This is a genomic window from Pseudomonas sp. p50(2008) (assembly GCF_015351605.1).
Lineage (GTDB): Bacteria > Pseudomonadota > Gammaproteobacteria > Pseudomonadales > Pseudomonadaceae > Aquipseudomonas.
Map to the genome: position 1 here is coordinate 373,921 of NZ_JACMYF010000002.1, position 16,503 is coordinate 390,423.

15 protein-coding genes are annotated in these 16,503 nt (G+C 58.8%); 9 read left to right on the forward strand and 6 right to left on the reverse strand.

Annotated elements, in window-relative coordinates; all coding sequences use genetic code 11:
* Nucleotides 1-32 precede the first annotated feature (32 nt).
* Nucleotides 33-1,175, forward strand: a complete 1,143-nt coding sequence (locus tag H7698_RS06750; protein ID WP_194690930.1) for an MFS transporter — start codon at nt 33-35, stop codon at nt 1,173-1,175.
* Nucleotides 1,176-1,331: 156 nt separating this feature from the next.
* Here the strand turns inward: H7698_RS06750 and H7698_RS06755 are convergent, their stop codons facing one another.
* Both H7698_RS06755 and H7698_RS06760 read right to left on the reverse strand, forming a co-directional pair.
* Nucleotides 1,332-2,903, reverse strand: coding sequence for a phospholipase D family protein (locus H7698_RS06755; RefSeq protein ID WP_194690931.1), 1,572 nt, complete (start codon nt 2,901-2,903; stop codon nt 1,332-1,334).
* A gap of 60 nt (nt 2,904-2,963) precedes the next feature.
* Nucleotides 2,964-4,397, reverse strand: coding sequence for an aminotransferase-like domain-containing protein (locus H7698_RS06760; protein WP_162436667.1), 1,434 nt, complete (start codon nt 4,395-4,397; stop codon nt 2,964-2,966).
* A 179-nt stretch (nt 4,398-4,576) separates the two neighbouring features.
* Between H7698_RS06760 and H7698_RS06765 the strand changes: the two genes are divergently transcribed.
* Complete coding sequence (locus H7698_RS06765; RefSeq protein ID WP_194690932.1) at nt 4,577-4,822, forward strand: DUF1127 domain-containing protein; 246 nt, start codon at nt 4,577-4,579, stop codon at nt 4,820-4,822.
* A gap of 142 nt (nt 4,823-4,964) precedes the next feature.
* Here H7698_RS06765 and H7698_RS06770 read toward each other — a convergent pair whose 3' ends face one another.
* Nucleotides 4,965-6,278 carry an NAD(P)/FAD-dependent oxidoreductase gene (locus H7698_RS06770; protein WP_194690933.1) on the reverse strand — a complete coding sequence of 438 codons (1,314 nt, stop codon included), beginning with the start codon at nt 6,276-6,278 and terminating at the stop codon, nt 4,965-4,967.
* A gap of 147 nt (nt 6,279-6,425) precedes the next feature.
* Here H7698_RS06770 and H7698_RS06775 point away from each other — a divergent pair, with 147 nt between their 5' ends.
* A complete protein-coding gene (locus H7698_RS06775) occupies nt 6,426-6,779 on the forward strand; it encodes a YkgJ family cysteine cluster protein (protein ID WP_007947437.1) in 354 nt (117 codons plus the stop codon).
* A gap of 44 nt (nt 6,780-6,823) precedes the next feature.
* On the opposite strand, the gene H7698_RS06780 is transcribed toward H7698_RS06775, so the two are convergent.
* Nucleotides 6,824-7,312 carry an Lrp/AsnC ligand binding domain-containing protein gene (locus H7698_RS06780; RefSeq protein WP_003177284.1) on the reverse strand — a complete coding sequence of 163 codons (489 nt, stop codon included), beginning with the start codon at nt 7,310-7,312 and terminating at the stop codon, nt 6,824-6,826.
* A gap of 156 nt (nt 7,313-7,468) precedes the next feature.
* On the opposite strand from H7698_RS06780, the gene dadA reads away from it, so the two are divergent.
* From dadA to H7698_RS06810, 6 genes are all read left to right on the forward strand, one after another.
* Complete coding sequence (dadA, locus tag H7698_RS06785; protein ID WP_194690934.1) at nt 7,469-8,773, forward strand: D-amino acid dehydrogenase; 1,305 nt, start codon at nt 7,469-7,471, stop codon at nt 8,771-8,773.
* Nucleotides 8,745-9,098, forward strand: a complete 354-nt coding sequence (locus tag H7698_RS06790; RefSeq protein WP_194690935.1) for a RidA family protein — start codon at nt 8,745-8,747, stop codon at nt 9,096-9,098. Before dadA ends, H7698_RS06790 begins: the two co-directional genes overlap by 29 nt.
* A gap of 89 nt (nt 9,099-9,187) precedes the next feature.
* Nucleotides 9,188-10,261 (forward strand): alanine racemase, encoded by a 1,074-nt coding sequence (gene alr / locus H7698_RS06795; protein WP_194690936.1) that lies wholly within the window; start codon nt 9,188-9,190, stop codon nt 10,259-10,261.
* Nucleotides 10,262-10,387: 126 nt separating this feature from the next.
* Entirely contained in the window at nt 10,388-10,936 is a 549-nt protein-coding gene (locus H7698_RS06800; RefSeq protein ID WP_194690937.1) for a cupin domain-containing protein, read from the forward strand.
* A 182-nt stretch (nt 10,937-11,118) separates the two neighbouring features.
* Nucleotides 11,119-11,532 carry a c-type cytochrome gene (locus H7698_RS06805; RefSeq protein WP_162436673.1) on the forward strand — a complete coding sequence of 138 codons (414 nt, stop codon included), beginning with the start codon at nt 11,119-11,121 and terminating at the stop codon, nt 11,530-11,532.
* Between the two features lie 135 nt (nt 11,533-11,667).
* Nucleotides 11,668-13,590 carry an acetyl-CoA hydrolase/transferase family protein gene (locus tag H7698_RS06810; protein ID WP_194690938.1) on the forward strand — a complete coding sequence of 641 codons (1,923 nt, stop codon included), beginning with the start codon at nt 11,668-11,670 and terminating at the stop codon, nt 13,588-13,590.
* Between the two features lie 128 nt (nt 13,591-13,718).
* Here H7698_RS06810 and H7698_RS06815 read toward each other — a convergent pair whose 3' ends face one another.
* Both H7698_RS06815 and rep read right to left on the reverse strand, forming a co-directional pair.
* On the reverse strand, nt 13,719-14,291 hold the full coding sequence (locus H7698_RS06815) for a xanthine phosphoribosyltransferase (RefSeq protein WP_150745167.1): 573 nt from the start codon (nt 14,289-14,291) through the stop codon (nt 13,719-13,721).
* Nucleotides 14,292-14,360: 69 nt separating this feature from the next.
* Complete coding sequence (gene rep / locus H7698_RS06820; protein ID WP_123367140.1) at nt 14,361-16,370, reverse strand: DNA helicase Rep; 2,010 nt, start codon at nt 16,368-16,370, stop codon at nt 14,361-14,363.
* Between the last annotated feature and the right edge of the window lie 133 nt (nt 16,371-16,503).

A 16,503-nucleotide genomic window follows, 5' to 3' on the forward strand; every position in this document is an offset into this window, starting at 1 on the left:
CTGTGAAAATATTATCCACAGGAGCGTGGAGCATGCGTTGGGCGACGTATTTCGCCGTGTTGGCGTCTGTCTTGAGTGTTGGCCTGGCCTTGGGCGTCAGTATGCCGTTGGTGTCGTTTCGCCTGGAAAACTGGGGTTACGGCTCGTTCGCGATCGGTGTCATGGCAGCAATGCCGGCGATTGGCGTATTGCTGGGGGCGAAGATTTCCAGCCATCTGGCGGCGCGTCTGGGTACGGCCAATCTGATGCGTCTTTGCCTTTGGGCCGGTGCGCTGTCCATCGGTTTGCTGGCGGTATTGCCCAGTTATCCCGTCTGGCTGGTGCTGCGGCTGATGATCGGGGTGATCCTGACCCTCGTGTTCATCCTTGGCGAAAGCTGGATCAATCAACTCGTGGTCGAGCAATGGCGTGGACGTCTGGTGGCGCTCTATGGCAGCGCCTACGCACTAAGTCAGCTGGCAGGGCCGTTGTTGCTGGGCGCTGTGGGGACTGATCACGATTATGGTTTCTGGGTCGGCGTCGGCCTGCTGACAGCGGCACCGTTCCTGTTGCTGGGCCGTAGCGGGGCGCCCACCAGCGAAGCATGCAGCGTGACCTTCAAGGATTTGCTCGGCTTCTGTCGCGGATTGCCTGCGATCGCCTGGGCGGTTTCACTGTTTGCGGCGTTCGAAGCGATGATCCTGACCTTGTTGCCGGTTTATTGCCTGCGGCAGGGGTTCACAACCGAAATCGCCCTGGCGATGGTCAGCACCGTGGTCGTGGGCGATGCCCTGCTGCAGTTGCCGATTGGCGCGCTGGCGGATCGCTTGTCGAGGCGCACGTTGTTCACCGGTTGTGCGGTGATTCTGTTGGTGTCCAGCCTGGCGATCCCGCTGTTGATCGATACGCTGCTGATCTGGCCGTTATGGGTACTGTTTGGTGCCAGCGCGGGCGGTCTGTTCACCCTGTCGCTGATTCTCATCGGTGAACGCTATCGTGATGATGCGCTGGTCCGCGCTAACGCCCATATCGCGCAATTGTGGGGGATCGGTTGCCTGATCGGGCCACTGGCCGCGGGTGCGGGCAGCCAGTGGATCAGCGGCCACGCGCTGCCGTTGTTAATGGCGGCGGGGGCTTTCGGATTAGTGATTCTACTGTTGCGACAAGGTGCATTTGGCGCCGTACAGCCCGCGTAAACCCGTACCAGCTGGCGTCCGGCTGCTATGTGGTGAGGGGATTTATCCCCGTTCGGCTGCGCAGCAGTCGTAAGATTTTGGGGCCGCTGCGCGACCCAACGGGGATGAATCCCCTCGCCACATAGCGGCCAAGCGCAGGCTGTTACAGGGCTGCGGTCACAACATCCGCTCAAGGCCGACTGCCGTACTGAACCAGGCGTTGAAGCGGCGCCACCAACTGCCCGGTTCCTTGGTCAGGACGTGCATCTTGCCATCGTCTTCTGTCACCCAGACGAGATGATCATCGACCAGTTTCACCTGATAACTCAGGGGCGGCGCCATCCCTTCCAGTGCTGATTTGCGCACATGTGCGGCGAGCTCGGGGCTGTCCACCAACACCCCGACTTCGGTGTTCCATAACACCGAGCGCGGATCGAAGTTGAACGAGCCGATAAAGGATTTCTGCTGATCGAAAATCATCGCCTTGCTGTGCAGGCTGGAGTCAGAGCCCCGATAGGATTTGCTGTAGAAAATATGCGGTCCGCTGCCGCCACCTTCGCCAGGCTGGCGGCGCAATTCATACAGCTTCACGCCGTGCTCCAGCAGCGCCTTGCGATAAGGCGCATAACCGCCATGCACCGCCGGTACGTCAGTGGCCTCCAATGAGTTGGTCAGCAGGCTCACCGAGACGCCGGCATCGGCACGGCCGGTCAGGTACACCAATCCAGGCTGGCCCGGAACGAAGTAAGCCGAAATCATGATCAGTTCTTTGCTCACACCCCTGAGCTCGGGTGCCAACTGAGTGGTCAGCAGCAGATGCGGGTCGGGGTCTCCCTTGGCCAGGACCTTGCTTGGTGCGTCCCACAATGCCTGGTTCCAGGCCCAGATCAGCTCCCGACGCCAGATATCCAGACGCGGATGGGTGGTGTAGGTCATCAGTTGCTGATACAGCGCATGGTTCTGCTTGCGGGTTTCCTGCAGCGATGCTTCCAGTTGCATCCGGGTATCTTGCAGGTCTTTCTGCGTCGGTTTGCTGGACAGGAATGCCTCGATGGGTTTGCTCAGCGCGCTGTTCCAGTATTGATCGAAGCTGTGACCGAGCTGTTCGGCAACCGGGCCGACGCTGAGCATGTCGATGTCGGTGAAATTCAGATTGGGCTCGGCGTCGAAATACTCGTCACCCAGATTGCGACCGCCAACGATGGCCACGCTGTTGTCCGCCAGCCACAATTTGTTGTGCATGCGTCGGTGTTGCTGCGACAGATTGAGCAGCCGGCCCATGGCCCGCGTGACGCCTGTTGCACGCCCCAGGTGCAGCGGATTGAACAGGCGGATCTGGATGTGTGGATGCGCTGCCAACGTGGCAATAGTCCAGTCCAGACCATCGCTGGTGGTGTCGTCGAGCAGGATTCTCACCCGCACGCCACGGTCGGCCGCCTTCAACAATTCCTCCACCTGCATGCGGGTGCTGATGCCGTCATGGACGATGTAGTACTGCAGATCAAGACTGCTCTGGGCGTTGCGGATCAGCTCGGCGCGGGCCATGAAGGCTTCGCTGCTATTGGTGAGCAAACGAAAGCCCGACTTCCCTTCGTAGGGCGCGGCCTGAGCCTGAATTGAACGACCAAACGACGAATCGCTTGCGGGCAGCGCCTGGCTTGGTTCGCGTTGAACATCGAAGCTGGTACAGCCGCTCAGGAGCAGCAAGGCGAATATCAGAAAAGCGAGCAGAGGCTGTCTGGCTCTCACGTAGGGTCGTTCCGTTTGGCGGCTGGGGTCGGCATATGGACGCTGGTTTCCGGATAAAGGTCAGTCGTTGTTGCCGTCAGTTTCTGCCAGCAGCTTGATGGCCGCCGCGCCCACCTTGCGAACAGCTTCTTCGATCAGGGGCGTCGGTTTGGCAGCGTAGTTCATCCGCAAACAATTGCGGTATTTGCCCGAGGCGGAAAAAATGCTTCCGACGGCAATCTGTACGCCTTCATCGTGCAGCGCGCGATTCAGTTTCAGGGTGTCGAACCCCTCCGGCAATTCGACCCAGAGCATGAAGCTGCCCTGGGGCCGACTGGCGCGTGTACCGGCCGGGAAATAGCGTGTGACCCAGTCAATCATCAAGTCGCGATTGCGTTGATATTGGGTGCGCATCCGCCGCAAATGCGGCTCGAAGTGTCCAGCCTTGAGGAATTCTGCTATCGCGATTTGCGGCTGCGGAGCCGTGGAACCGGTGCTGATGTATTTCATGTGCAGCACGCGTTCCAGATAGCGGCCCGGCGCCACCCAGCCGATGCGCAATCCGGGTGCCAGGGTTTTGGAAAACGAACTGCACAGCAGGACGCGGCCGTCTTCGTCGAAGGATTTGATCGTGCGCGGACGTGGATAGGTGTAGGCCAGTTCGCCATACACATCGTCCTCGATGATTGCCACGTCGAAACGCTGTGCGAGGGTCAACAACGCCCGTTTGCGTGACTCCGGCATGATGTAGCCCAGCGGGTTGTTGCAGTTGGGGGTCAGCTGTATGACCTTGATCGGCCATTGTTCCAAAGCCAGTTCGAGCGCATCGAGGCTGATCCCGGTGAGCGGATCCGTGGGAATCTCCAGGGCCTTCATGCCCAGACCCTTGAGGGTTTGCATGGCGCCATGAAAGCTCGGCGAATCCACCGCCACGATGTCACCCGGCTCGCAAATCGCGCGAATGCTGGTGGACAGGGCTTCGTGGCAGCCAGTTGTCACTACCAGCTCGGCGGCACTTAACTGGCAGCCGGAGTCGAGCATCAGGCGTGCAATCTGCTCGCGCAATTCGAGCGTGCCGTGAATGTTGTCGTAGTACAGGCCGGGCATGTCCTGTCGACGGCTGATTCGGGCGAGGCTGCGCAGCAAGGGTTTCATGGTCGGGGTGGTGATATCGGGCATGCCCCGGCCCAGTTGCACCACATCCTTTCGCGGTACTGCGCGAATGAGCTCCAGCACCTGATCCCACTGGGAGATATCCACCGGGCGCTGAGCAGGTCGGCCAATCGCCGGCAGCTCCGGCAGGTCACGACTGACTGGGACGAAGTAGCCGGATTTGGGTTTGGGCATTGCCAATCCGCTGTCTTCCAGCACCCGATAGGCTTGCTGCACCGTGCTCAAGCTCACGCCGTGCTCGACACTCAATGCCCGCACCGACGGCAGCCGGTCACCGGGGCGATAGAAGCCCTGTTCAATACGCGTGCCGAGCAATTCGGCGAGGTTGACGTAAAGGGTCATGGCGCAGTCTCGGTGTGGGTGATTCGGTTAACCAGTACAGATGAGACGAAAATATTGGATTCAGACGCTTAAATGCGAAATCTGTATGGAGTTAATACAGGGTCGCTGAATCTGTATTGCTTTTCGCCTCCCGCGCATCATGAAAGCTCTGGCTACCCAAGTAAACAGGAGCAATCAAAATGAACGGCTTGAGCGATGTGCGGCTGACGTTACACAGTCAGGAACTGGCGGCAGGGCAAAAAAACGGCACACGCGAGGCGATGATGCGCAATGCGCCGTCCTGCCTGAGTCGCTGGAACTTGTTCTGGCACCGTTTGCACACGCGCAAGGCGTTGCTGGACTTGACGCCGGAGCAGTTGAAGGATGTCGGGCTGAGTCGGGAGCAGGCGCGGGAGGAGGGGCTTAAACCCTTCTGGCGGATCTGAGTTTTGTGCTGTTCTTCCGGTCGCCATCGCGGGCAAGCCCGCTCCCACAAGAATTTGCGGCGTACACATATTATGTGAACAGCTCTGAAGCTGTGGGAGCGGGCTTGCCCGCGATGAGGCCGGTAAGTCTGCAGCTAACCAATCAAACCAACTCTTTAAGTCGATGCCATATCATTCCCAGCGCCAACAACGGTGAGCGCAAATGCTTACCGCCCGGGAACGTGATATGCGGCACCTTGGCAAACAGATCGAACCCACCACCCTGTTGACCACTGATCGCCTCAGCCAACAACTTGCCCGCCAGGTGCGTGGCATTCACTCCATGCCCCGAGTAAGCCTGGGCGTAATACACATTCGGCTGCTCCTTGAGCCGGCCGATCTGCGGCAGGCGGTTGGCGCCGATGCCAATCATGCCCCCCCATTGAAAGTCGATCTTCACATCGCCCAATTGTGGAAACACCTCGAGCATCTTCGGTCGCATGTACGCGGCGATGTCCTTCGGATCGCGTCCTGAATAGTGGCAGGCGCCGCCAAACAGCAAGCGCCTGTCCGCCGAGAGTCGGTAGTAATCCAGCGCCACCCGCTGATCACACACCGCCATGTTTTGCGGCAGCAGCGCATGGGCCTGTGCTTCGCTCAAGGGTTCAGTGGCGATGATGTAGCTACCGGCGGGCAACACTTTGCCGCTGAGATCGGGACTCAAATCATTGAGGTAGGCATTGCAGCCCAGCACTAGCGTTTTGGCGCGGACTGAGCCGTGGGCGGTATGGACCTTCACTTGCGGACCGTACTCGATGCGCGTCACCGTCGATTGCTCGAACAGCTTCACTCCGAGTTGCTGTGCGGCCGCCGCTTCGCCAAGCGCCAGATTGAGTGGATGCAAATGCCCGGAGCCCATGTCGATCAGGCCGCCGACGTAGCGGTCCGACCCTACCACCGAGTGCATTTCATTGGCTTGCAGCAGGCGGGTTTCGTAGCGATAGCCGAGGCTGCGCAATTCCGCGGCGTCTTCAGCGAAACCTTCCAGATCACCTGGCTTGTTCGCCAGATCGCAATAGCCCCAGGTCAGGTCACACGGAATCTGGAAGCGCTCGACGCGTTGACGGACGATTTCCACGGCTTCCAGCCCCATGAGCTTCATCTGGCGCACACCGTCCGCGCCGATTACGTTGGTAAATTGATCGAGGCCGTGGCCGACGCCGCGAATCAATTGCCCACCGTTGCGTCCGCTGGCACCCCAGCCAATCTTGCGGGCTTCAAGCAGCACCACATTGAAGCCCCGATCTGCCAGTTCAAGCGCGGTGTTCAACCCGGAAAACCCGCCGCCGACCACGCACACATCGGTGACCACTTCGCCTTCGAGCATCGGTAGATCAGGCTGCGGCAGGCTGCTGGCGGCGTAGTAAGAGGCCGTGTGCTGATGGCCAGGAGCAGGTTGCTGGGCACGGGCATTCATGTGCGTGTTCCTGATTCTTGTGTTTGGAAAATTTGACGGAGCATAAGCCGGACCTTCAAGCACGGGCAACACTGGTCGGTTGCTGCTGTCTGGATCGGGGTTTTTGCGTCAGAATTGCGCTCTATTTCGCAATCGGTCATCGCTTCGATGAGCTGCAACAGTCAGAAAATTCGCACCCTGCGACAGCAGATACCCTCTTTCGAGTGCGTGCCCGGCTGTCATGATTGCTGCGGTCCGGTGACTACTTCGCCGGAAGAAATGTCCCGCCTGCCGCGCAAGACCCGTGCGGAGCAGGATGCGGCGATGGATGAGCTCAACTGTGTGCACCTCGGTCCGAATGGCTGCACGGTGTATGACGAGCGTCCGTTGATTTGCCGACTGTTTGGTACTACCAAAACCTTGCCGTGCCCCAATGGGCGCGGGCCGGTGGAGCTGATTCATCCGCGGGTCGAGAAGCAGATTCATGAATACATGGCGTCGACCCGGCAGGTCTTGGTTTAGGCATTGATCGTCCCACGCAGAGCGTTGGAACGAACAGTGGGAGCTCAATCCGGAATCGGCAAACTCAAGCTCTCTTTAACCTCTTCCATCACGATATAACTCTTGGACTCGCGCACATGCGGCAGTTTGAGCAGGATGTCGCCCAGCAATTTGCGGTACGAGGCCATCTCGGAAATTCGCGCCTTCACCAGATAGTCGAAATCCCCTGACACCAGGTGGCACTCCAATACGTGGGGCAGCTTCAGCACCGCACGCCGGAATTCTTCGAACGTATCGCCGGATTTGTAATCGAGGCTGATCTCTACGAACACCAGAAGACTCCCCTTGAGGTGTTGCGGATTGAGTCGGGCGTTGTAGCCCATGATGATCCCTTCGCGCTCCAGCCGCCGGACCCGCTCGGTACAGGGCGTGGTCGAGAGCCCGACCTTTTCCCCAAGCTCCGTAAACGAGATGCGTCCGTCCGCTTGCAGGATCCGCAGGATGTTGCGATCTATCTTGTCCAGCTCACGTTTGGTCTGAGTGTTGGTACGCATAGGGGATGCGCCTCCGTGAAAAGGGTTTTTGCCGAGAATTGTCGCCAAATATAGGCACTTATATAGTGAAATGCACTGCCTAAACTTTTTTACACTGCGCACATCAATGCTGAATACAACAAACGTCAGCGGTAAACCGCGATGAGGGATATGAAAATGCGCGTTATGGTCTTGGGTAGCGGCGTCATCGGTACAGCCAGTGCTTATTATCTGGCCCGTGCCGGGTTTGAAGTGGTGGTGGTGGACCGTCAGCCGGCCGCTGCGATGGAGACCAGTTTCGCCAACGCCGGGCAGGTATCGCCAGGTTATGCCTCGCCGTGGGCTGCACCAGGCGTTCCGCTCAAGGCCATCAAGTGGCTGTTGGAGCGTCACGCACCGCTGGCGATCAAAGCCACCGCCGACATCGATCAGTACCTGTGGATGGCGCAAATGCTGCGCAACTGCACCGCCAGCCGTTACGCGGTGAACAAGGAGCGCATGGTTCGCCTGTCCGAGTACAGCCGTGACTGCCTCGACGAATTGCGCGCCGAAACCGGCATCGCCTACGAAGGCCGCAGCCTGGGTACGACCCAACTGTTCCGCACCCAGGCCCAGCTCGATGGCGCCGCAAAAGACATCGCCGTGTTGAAAGAGTCCGGCGTGCCGTTCGAATTGCTCGATCGCGCCGGTATTGCTCGGGTCGAACCGGCCCTGGCCAGCGTCACCGACATCCTTGCCGGTGCACTGCGCCTGCCGAATGACCAGACCGGCGACTGCCAGATCTTCACCACCCGCCTGGCTGAGATGGCCGTGAAATTGGGTGTGGAATTCCGCTTTGGCCAGGACATCCAGAAGCTCGACCACGCCGGTGATCGCATCAACGGCGTATGGATCGACGGCAAGCTGGAAACTGCTGACCGCTACGTGCTGGCCCTCGGCAGCTACTCGCCACAACTGCTCAAGCCGCTGGGCATCAAAGCCCCGGTGTATCCGCTCAAGGGTTACTCCCTGACTGTGCCGATCACCAACCCGGCGATGGCCCCGACCTCGACCATTCTCGACGAGACCTACAAGGTCGCGATCACCCGTTTCGACAACCGCATCCGCGTGGGCGGTATGGCTGAAATAGCCGGTTTTGACCTGTCGCTGAACCCGCGTCGACGCGAAACCCTGGAGATGATCGTCAACGACCTCTATCCTCAGGGCGGTGATCTGGCCCAGGCGAGCTTCTGGACCGGCTTGCGTCCAACCACGCCGGACGGAACGCCAATCGTGGGTGCCACCCCTTTCAGCAATCTGTTCTTGAACACCGGTCACGGCACGCTTGGCTGGACCATGGCGTGTGGTTCCGGTCGCTTGTTGGCCGACCTGATGGCAAAGAAAACGCCGCAGATCAGCGCCGAAGGTCTCGATATTTCCCGTTACGGCAAAAAAATTCAGGAGTCCGCAAAACATGGCAATCCAGCGCCAGCTCACCAATGAGCGCATGAGTCAGATCGTCGCTCATAACGGCACCGTGTATCTGTCGGGGCAGGTCGGCGACGATTTAAACGCCGGGATTGAACAGCAAACCCGTGAAATACTCGCCAACATCGAGCGTCTGCTGGATCTGGCCGGGACCGACAAGGGCAACCTGCTGTCGGTGACGATTTACCTGAAAGACATTGATGCGCACTTCCAGGGCATGAATGCGGTGTGGGACACGTGGCTGCCAAAAGGCGTCGCTCCGGCCCGTGCCACCGTCGAATCGAAGCTGTGCAACCCGCAAATCCTGGTTGAGCTCTCGGTTGTAGCCGCTCTGCCATAAGCAAGATCCCTCTCCCGGTGCTACTGGCGGTTTACGCCGTCAGCCAGCGCCGGTTTTTTATTCCATTGACCGACCAGAAGTCTGCCGCCATGCGACCTGCCCGTGCCCTGATCGACCTTCAAGCCCTGCGTCACAATTACCAGATTGCCCGCGAAATCACCGGGGCCAAGGCCCTTGCCGTGATCAAGGCCGATGCCTACGGTCATGGCGCGGTGCGTTGTGCCCAGGCGTTGGAGGCCGAGGCGGACGGGTTTGCCGTGGCCTGTATCGAAGAAGCGCTCGAACTGCGTGCTGCGGGTATTCGTGCCCCGGTGTTGCTGCTGGAAGGTTTTTTCGAGGCTGATGAGCTGGCGTTGATCGTCGAGCATGATTTCTGGTGTGTCGTGCATTCGTTGTGGCAGCTTGAAGCCATCGAAAAAGCGGCACTGGGCAAGCCCATCACCGTCTGGCTCAAGCTTGATTCGGGCATGCACCGGGTCGGCCTGCATCCGGCGGATTATCAGGCGGCGTATCAACGGCTCCTGGCCAGTGGCAAAGTCGCGAAGATTGTCCTGATGAGCCACTTCGCCCGTGCCGATGAGTTGCACGATCAAAGCAGCGCTGACCAGGTCGCTGTATTTGAAGCCGCGCGCAAAGGGTTGTCGGCCGAAATCAGCTTGCGTAACTCGCCGGCGGTGATGGGTTGGCCTCAGGTGCCAAGCGATTGGGTACGCCCCGGCATCATGCTCTACGGAGCGACGCCGTTCGAAGAAGCCAACACCGTAGCTTCGCGCCTGCAACCGGTCATGACGCTCGAATCCAAGGTGATCTGCGTACGTGAGCTTCCCGCTGGCGAACCGATTGGTTACGGCGCCAAATTCATCACGCCAAAACCGATGCGTGTGGGCGTGGTTGCCATGGGTTATGCCGATGGTTATCCACGTCAGGCGCCCACCGGCACGCCGGTGATGGTTGCCGGGCAGCGCAGCCAATTGATCGGCCGGGTTTCGATGGACATGCTGTGCATCGATTTGACCGATGCGCCGCAAGCCGGGCTGGGTTCGACTGTCGAGTTGTGGGGGAAAAACATCCTCGCCAGTGAAGTGGCCGCAGCCGCCGACACTATTCCTTACCAGATATTCTGCAACCTGCGCCGAGTGCCGAAGCTCTATTCCGCGGTTTAAAGCGCCAACAGGCCTGCCAGGAATGACGTCGTCGAACCGGATTCAGGACCAAGTGTTGTAAATACTGAACGCTGTCGCCATGATAACGCTCAATATTTCAACAACCTGAATTCTGGAGGCGCAAGCTTGGACGTCGGTGAACGACTGCAATCTATCCGAAAGCTCAAAGGCCTTTCCCAGCGTGAGCTCGCCAAACGTGCGGGCGTCACTAACAGCACCATTTCGATGATCGAGAAGAACAGCGTCAGCCCCTCGATCAGTTCGCTGAGGAAAGTACTGGGCGGAATTCCCATGTCCATGGTCGAGTTCTTTTCCGAAGAAATCCTGCAGGAAAAACCGACTCAGATCGTTTACAAAGCCAACGAGCTGATCGATATCTCCGATGGTGCAGTGACCATGAAACTCGTCGGCCGGGCTCACCCGAGTCGCGCCATCGCCTTCCTTAATGAAATCTATCCACCAGGCGCCGATACCGGTGAAGAGATGCTCACCCATGAGGGCGAGGAAACCGGAATTTTGCTGGAGGGGCGGCTGGAACTGGTGGTCGGGCTTGAAACTTTTTTGCTCGAAGCTGGCGACAGCTACTACTTTGAAAGTACCAAGCCGCACCGTTTCCGTAATCCGTTCGATGCGCCGGCGCGACTAATCAGCGCAGCGACACCCGCGAACTTTTAAGAGAAGAGGCGCCCTGCCAGCATCGCCGAGGCGCCCGAACTGTTTTAACGCCGTGCGACAAGACCCCTTCGACTTTGGGGTTGTTTCAGTGTGACGGGCTTACCGTTATACTTGCGCCCGCCTGCGAACCGTGGCCGTAGGCGTGACTAGCCACCATTGAGGGTGAACGCGTGAATCTAATTATGAAAATGCTGGCTGCACCAGCAACTGTATTGGCCCTATGGGCTGTCAGCGCTCAAGCTGCGACCTCCGACGATATTGCCAAGCGCCTTGCGCCAGTTGGCCAGGTCTGTGTAGCAGGTCAAGAATGTAAGGGTATGGAAGTTGCGGTTTCTGCCGGCGGCGGTGATGCCAAGACCCCTGACTCGATCATTGCAAAGCATTGCAATGCTTGCCACGGCACCGGTCTGCTGGGCGCGCCAAAAATTGGTGACACTGCAGCCTGGAAAGAACGTGCTGATCACCAGGGCGGCCTCGACGGTATCCTGGCCAAAGCGATCACCGGGATCAATGCAATGCCGCCAAAAGGCACCTGTGCCGATTGCTCGGATGCGGATCTCAAAGGCGCCATCGAGAAAATGTCCGGCTTGAAATAAGCGTTCATTTTTCAGCAAAAAGCCGCTTTCGAGCGGTTTTTTTGTGACTGCGATTTACGTTCCGAGACTGTTCATTGCAGCAAAGACGCGGCAAGCTCGGTCCAACCCAATTCACGGAATGTAAGGGAGGATCAGATGGTGCAGCTGTGTTCTATCGAGCAAGCGGTCGATGATGTCCTGGCGCGGTTGCCGGCACATATCCACATGGGCCTGCCTTTGGGGTTGGGTAAGCCCAACCACTTCGTGAACGCGCTGTATCGGCGCGTCGCGCAACTGCCTGAGCGCCAGCTGACGATCTATACCGCGCTGTGCCTGGGTCGGCCTTCTTTGGGCGACGGCTTGCAAAAGCGTTTCCTTGAACCCTTTATCGAACGGGTTTTCGGGGACTATCCGGAATTGGCATTTCTCCCTGACCTGCAAAAAGACAACTTGCCGCCCAACATTCATATCCAGCAATTCTTCATGCAACCCGGCAGCCTGCTTCACAGTGCATCGGCGCAACAGGACTATGTCAGTAGCAATTACAGCCACGCAGCGCGCGACATCAATGCCGCCGGGTTGAATCTGATCGCCCAGCTGGTGGCCAGCCACAGCGAACACCCTGATCGTATGAGCCTGAGCTGCAACCCGGATATCACCCTCGACTTGTTTCCGATGATCGCCAAGCGCCGAGACGCCGGAGAGACGATCCTGATGGTAGGTCAGGTGCACAACGACTTGCCCTACATGCCCGGCGACGCAGAAATCGGCATCGATGCGTTCGACTTTTTGATCGACGCAAAGGACAGCACTACCCTGTTCTCGACGCCCAACATGCCGGTGGGTTTTCAGGATCACTTCATCGGGTTGCATGCCAGCACGCTGGTGCGCGATGGCGGTACCTTGCAGATTGGTATCGGCTCCATGGGGGACGCGCTGACCGCCGCACTGCTGGCGCGGCAAGCCGACAACGACGGTTACAAGGCACTGCTGGCGGATATCAATCTCAGCCAGTGGGCGCAACTCATCGACCGCGAAGGGGGTGTCGAGCCATTCGCGAAAGGGCTGTACGGTTGCAGTGAAATGTTCGTGAACGGCTTGCTGGTATTGGCCGACGCCGGGATCGTACGGCGCAAGGTGTATCCCGACGTACCGACGCAGCAACAGGCCAATGCCGGCACCCTGGATGAGGCCGCACAGAGTGACGGTATCTCGGTGCATGGCGGATTTTTCCTCGGGCCGCGCAGCTTCTACGAGCGTTTGCGTGAATTGCCGCAAAGTAAACGGCTCGAATTCAACATGACCCGCATCAGCTACATCAACGAACTCTACGGCCAGGAAGAACTCAAGCGCTTGCAGCGCCTGGACGCGCGTTTCATCAACACGGTGTTCACCATGACCCTGATGGGCGCCGGTGTAGCCGATCAGCTGGAAGACGGGCGGGTGCTCAGCGGGGTGGGCGGGCAATACAACTTCGTCGCCCAGGGCCATGCGCTGGAAGGGGCGCGTTCGGTGCTGATTTTGCGCAGCTGGCGGGAGGCGGGCGGAGAGGTCAGCTCAAACATCGTCTGGGAGTACGGCCATTGCACCATCCCACGGCATCTGCGCGACATCGTGGTCACCGAGTACGGCATCGCTGATCTGCGCGGCAAAACGGATGCGGCGGTCATCGAGTCGCTGCTGAACATCTGCGATTCTCGCTTTCAGGCGGACTTGATCGAGCAAGCGCAGAAGGTCGGGAAATTGCCCAAGGATTTCCGCATGGATCCGCGATTCACCGACAACACTGCGCAGCGTTTGCAGGACATTCAGGCACGGCATCCGCAGCTGTTTCCCGAATATCCGCTGGGGTGTGATTTCACCGCGCAGGAACGGGATGTGTTGCGGGCGCTGAACTGGTTGAAGAGCAAGTTCAAGCTCACGGAGATACTGGAACTGGGCAAGGCTGCGCTGGATGCGCCGCCAGCGTCGGAATTTCCCGCGCATCTGGAGCGGATGCAGCTGACGAGTCCGGAGGGGTTGAAAGAGGATCTGTTTCAGCGGCTATTGCTCACCGGCCTGAAAGCCACCGCTATCTAAAAGCCAACAAAAAACCTGTGGGAGCCGGGCTATCCCGCGATGAGGCCGTAACATTCACCACAGATGTTGAATGTTCAGCCGCCATCGCGGGCAAGCCCGGCTCCCACAGGCTCGGTGGTGCAACGGATTTATTCGATGAACGTTACAACGCCATCTTTCAACGACAGCACCCGGGCCAGGGATTCAACGCGATACCCCTGCGCATCCAGCTCGGCACGGCCACCCTGGAACGACTTCTCGATCACGATCCCCAAACCGGCCACGGTCGCGCCGGCCTGTTTGATGATCGAGATCAGCGCCTGGGACGCCTTACCGTTGGCCAAAAAGTCATCGATGATCAGTACGCGGTCGCTGCTGGTCAGGTGACGCGGCGAGATCGCTACCGTGCTTTCGGTCTGCTTGGTGAACGAGTACACGGTCGCCGACAGCAGGTTTTCGGTCAGGGTCAGGGACTGATGTTTGCGCGCAAAGATCACCGGCACGCCAAGGTTCAGGCCCGTCATGATGGCCGGAGCAATGCCCGAGGCCTCGATGGTCACGATCTTGGTGATGCCCGAGTCCTTGAACAGCGTGGCGAACTCGTCGCCAATCAGCTTCATCAGGGCCGGGTCGATCTGGTGGTTCAAAAAGGCGTCGACCTTCAGGACCTGATCGGAAAGCACGATGCCTTCTTCGCGAATTTTCTTGTGCAGTGCTTCCATGAAGCTTTCCTCTACTGACGCGGTATGCGCCTAGCTTGTAAAAAGTGTTTGGTTAAAAAGTGCTCAATTCTAGCGCTTTAACATCGCGCGTATATCCGCCAGTGCGGTATTACCGCGAACGGCTTTGACTTCAACGGGCGTGTCGTCGTTGCCTTCCCACGCCAGGTCGTCCGGCGGCAGTTCATCGAGGAAGCGGCTCGGTGCGCAATCGATGATCTCGCCGTACTGCTTACGCTTGGCCGCGAAGGTGAAGGCCAGAGTCTGACGCGCGCGGGTAATGCCAACGTAGGCCAGGCGGCGTTCTTCTTCGATGGTGTCGGCTTCGATGCTGGAGCGGTGCGGAAGGATTTCCTCCTCCATGCCCATGATGAATACGTAGGGAAATTCCAGGCCCTTGGAGGCGTGCAAGGTCATCATCTGCACACCTTCGGCACCGTCTTCCTCTTCCTGCTGCCGTTCCAGCATGTCGCGCAGCACCAGTTTGCCGATGGCATCCTCGACGGTCATTTCGCCTTCCTCGTCCTTCTCGAGGGTGTTTTTCAACGCCTCGATCAGGAACCAGACGTTACCCATGCGGTAATCGGCGGCCTTGTCGCTGGAACTGTTGGTGCGCAGCCAGTTCTCGTAGTCGATGTCCATGACCATGCTGCGCAGCGCGGAGATCGGGTCTTCGCCCGCGCACTGCTCGCGGACCTTGTCCATGAAGCGCTTGAATCGCGACAGGCGATCGGTGAAACGGGTGTCCAGATGCTCGCCCAGGCCGATTTCATCGGTGGCGGCGTACATCGAGATCTTTCGCTCGGTGGCGTAGTTACCCAGCTTCTCCAGCGTGGTCGAACCGATTTCCCGGCGCGGGACGTTGATCACCCGCAAGAAGGCGTTGTCGTCGTCCGGGTTCACGATCAGGCGGAAGTAGGCCATCAGGTCTTTCACTTCCTGACGTCCGAAGAAGCTGTTGCCGCCAGACAGACGATAGGGAATCTGGTGGTGCTGCAGCTTCAGTTCGATCAACTTGGCCTGGTAGTTACCGCGGTACAGGATCGCAAAGTCGCTGTAAGGCCGGTCGGTGCGCAAGTGCAGGGTCAACAGCTCAACGGCCACACGCTCGGCTTCGGCGTCTTCGTTGCGGCAACGGATCACGCGGATTTCATCGCCGTGACCCATCTCGCTCCACAGCTGCTTTTCGAATTCGTGCGGGTTATTGGAGATCAGCACGTTCGCGCAACGCAGGATGCGGCTGGTGGAGCGATAGTTCTGCTCCAGCATTACCACTTTCAGGGACGGGTAATCGTCCTTGAGCAGCATCAGGTTTTCCGGACGCGCGCCACGCCAGGCATAAATCGACTGGTCATCGTCGCCCACCACGGTGAACTGGTTGCGCGTGCCGATGAGCAGTTTCACCAGCAAATACTGGCTGGCGTTGGTGTCCTGGTATTCGTCCACCAGCAGGTAGCGGACCTTGTTCTGCCACTTTTCGAGAATGTCGGCGTGTTCCTGGAACAGCTTTACCGGCAGCAGGATCAGGTCGTCGAAGTCCACCGCATTGAACGCCTTGAGCGTGCGCTGATAGTGGGTATAGACGATGGCGGCGGTCTGCTCCTTGGGGTTGCGCGCGTTTTCCAGGGCTTCGGGCGGCAGGATCAGGTCGTTTTTCCACGAGCCGATCATGTTCTTGATCTCGTCGACGCCGTCGTCGCCCGAGTATTCCTTCTGCATGATGTCGGTCATCAAGGCTTTGACGTCGGTCTCGTCAAAGATCGAAAAACCCGGCTTGTAGCCCAGGCGAACGTGTTCCTTGCGGATGATGTTCAAGCCCAGGTTGTGGAAGGTACACACCGTCAGGCCGCGGCCTTCGCCGCCCTTGAGCAGGGTGCCGACCCGTTCCTTCATCTCGCGCGCGGCCTTGTTGGTAAAGGTCATGGCGACGATGTACTGGGCGCGAATGCCGCAGTTCTGGATCAAATGCGCGATTTTGCGCGTGATCACACTCGTCTTGCCGGAGCCAGCGCCGGCGAGCACCAAAAGAGGGCCGCCGACGTAGCTCACGGCTTCTTGCTGCCGGGGATTGAGTCGGGACATACGGAATCAGGGAGTCGTTTGCGAAATGGGCCGGCATTTTAACAGGCTCAGCGAATTGTGCTGCTCTCTCCGACTTGTGACGTAACACGCGATCTCTATTTGCCGGTTTTGATACTTTCACGCAGGATGCATG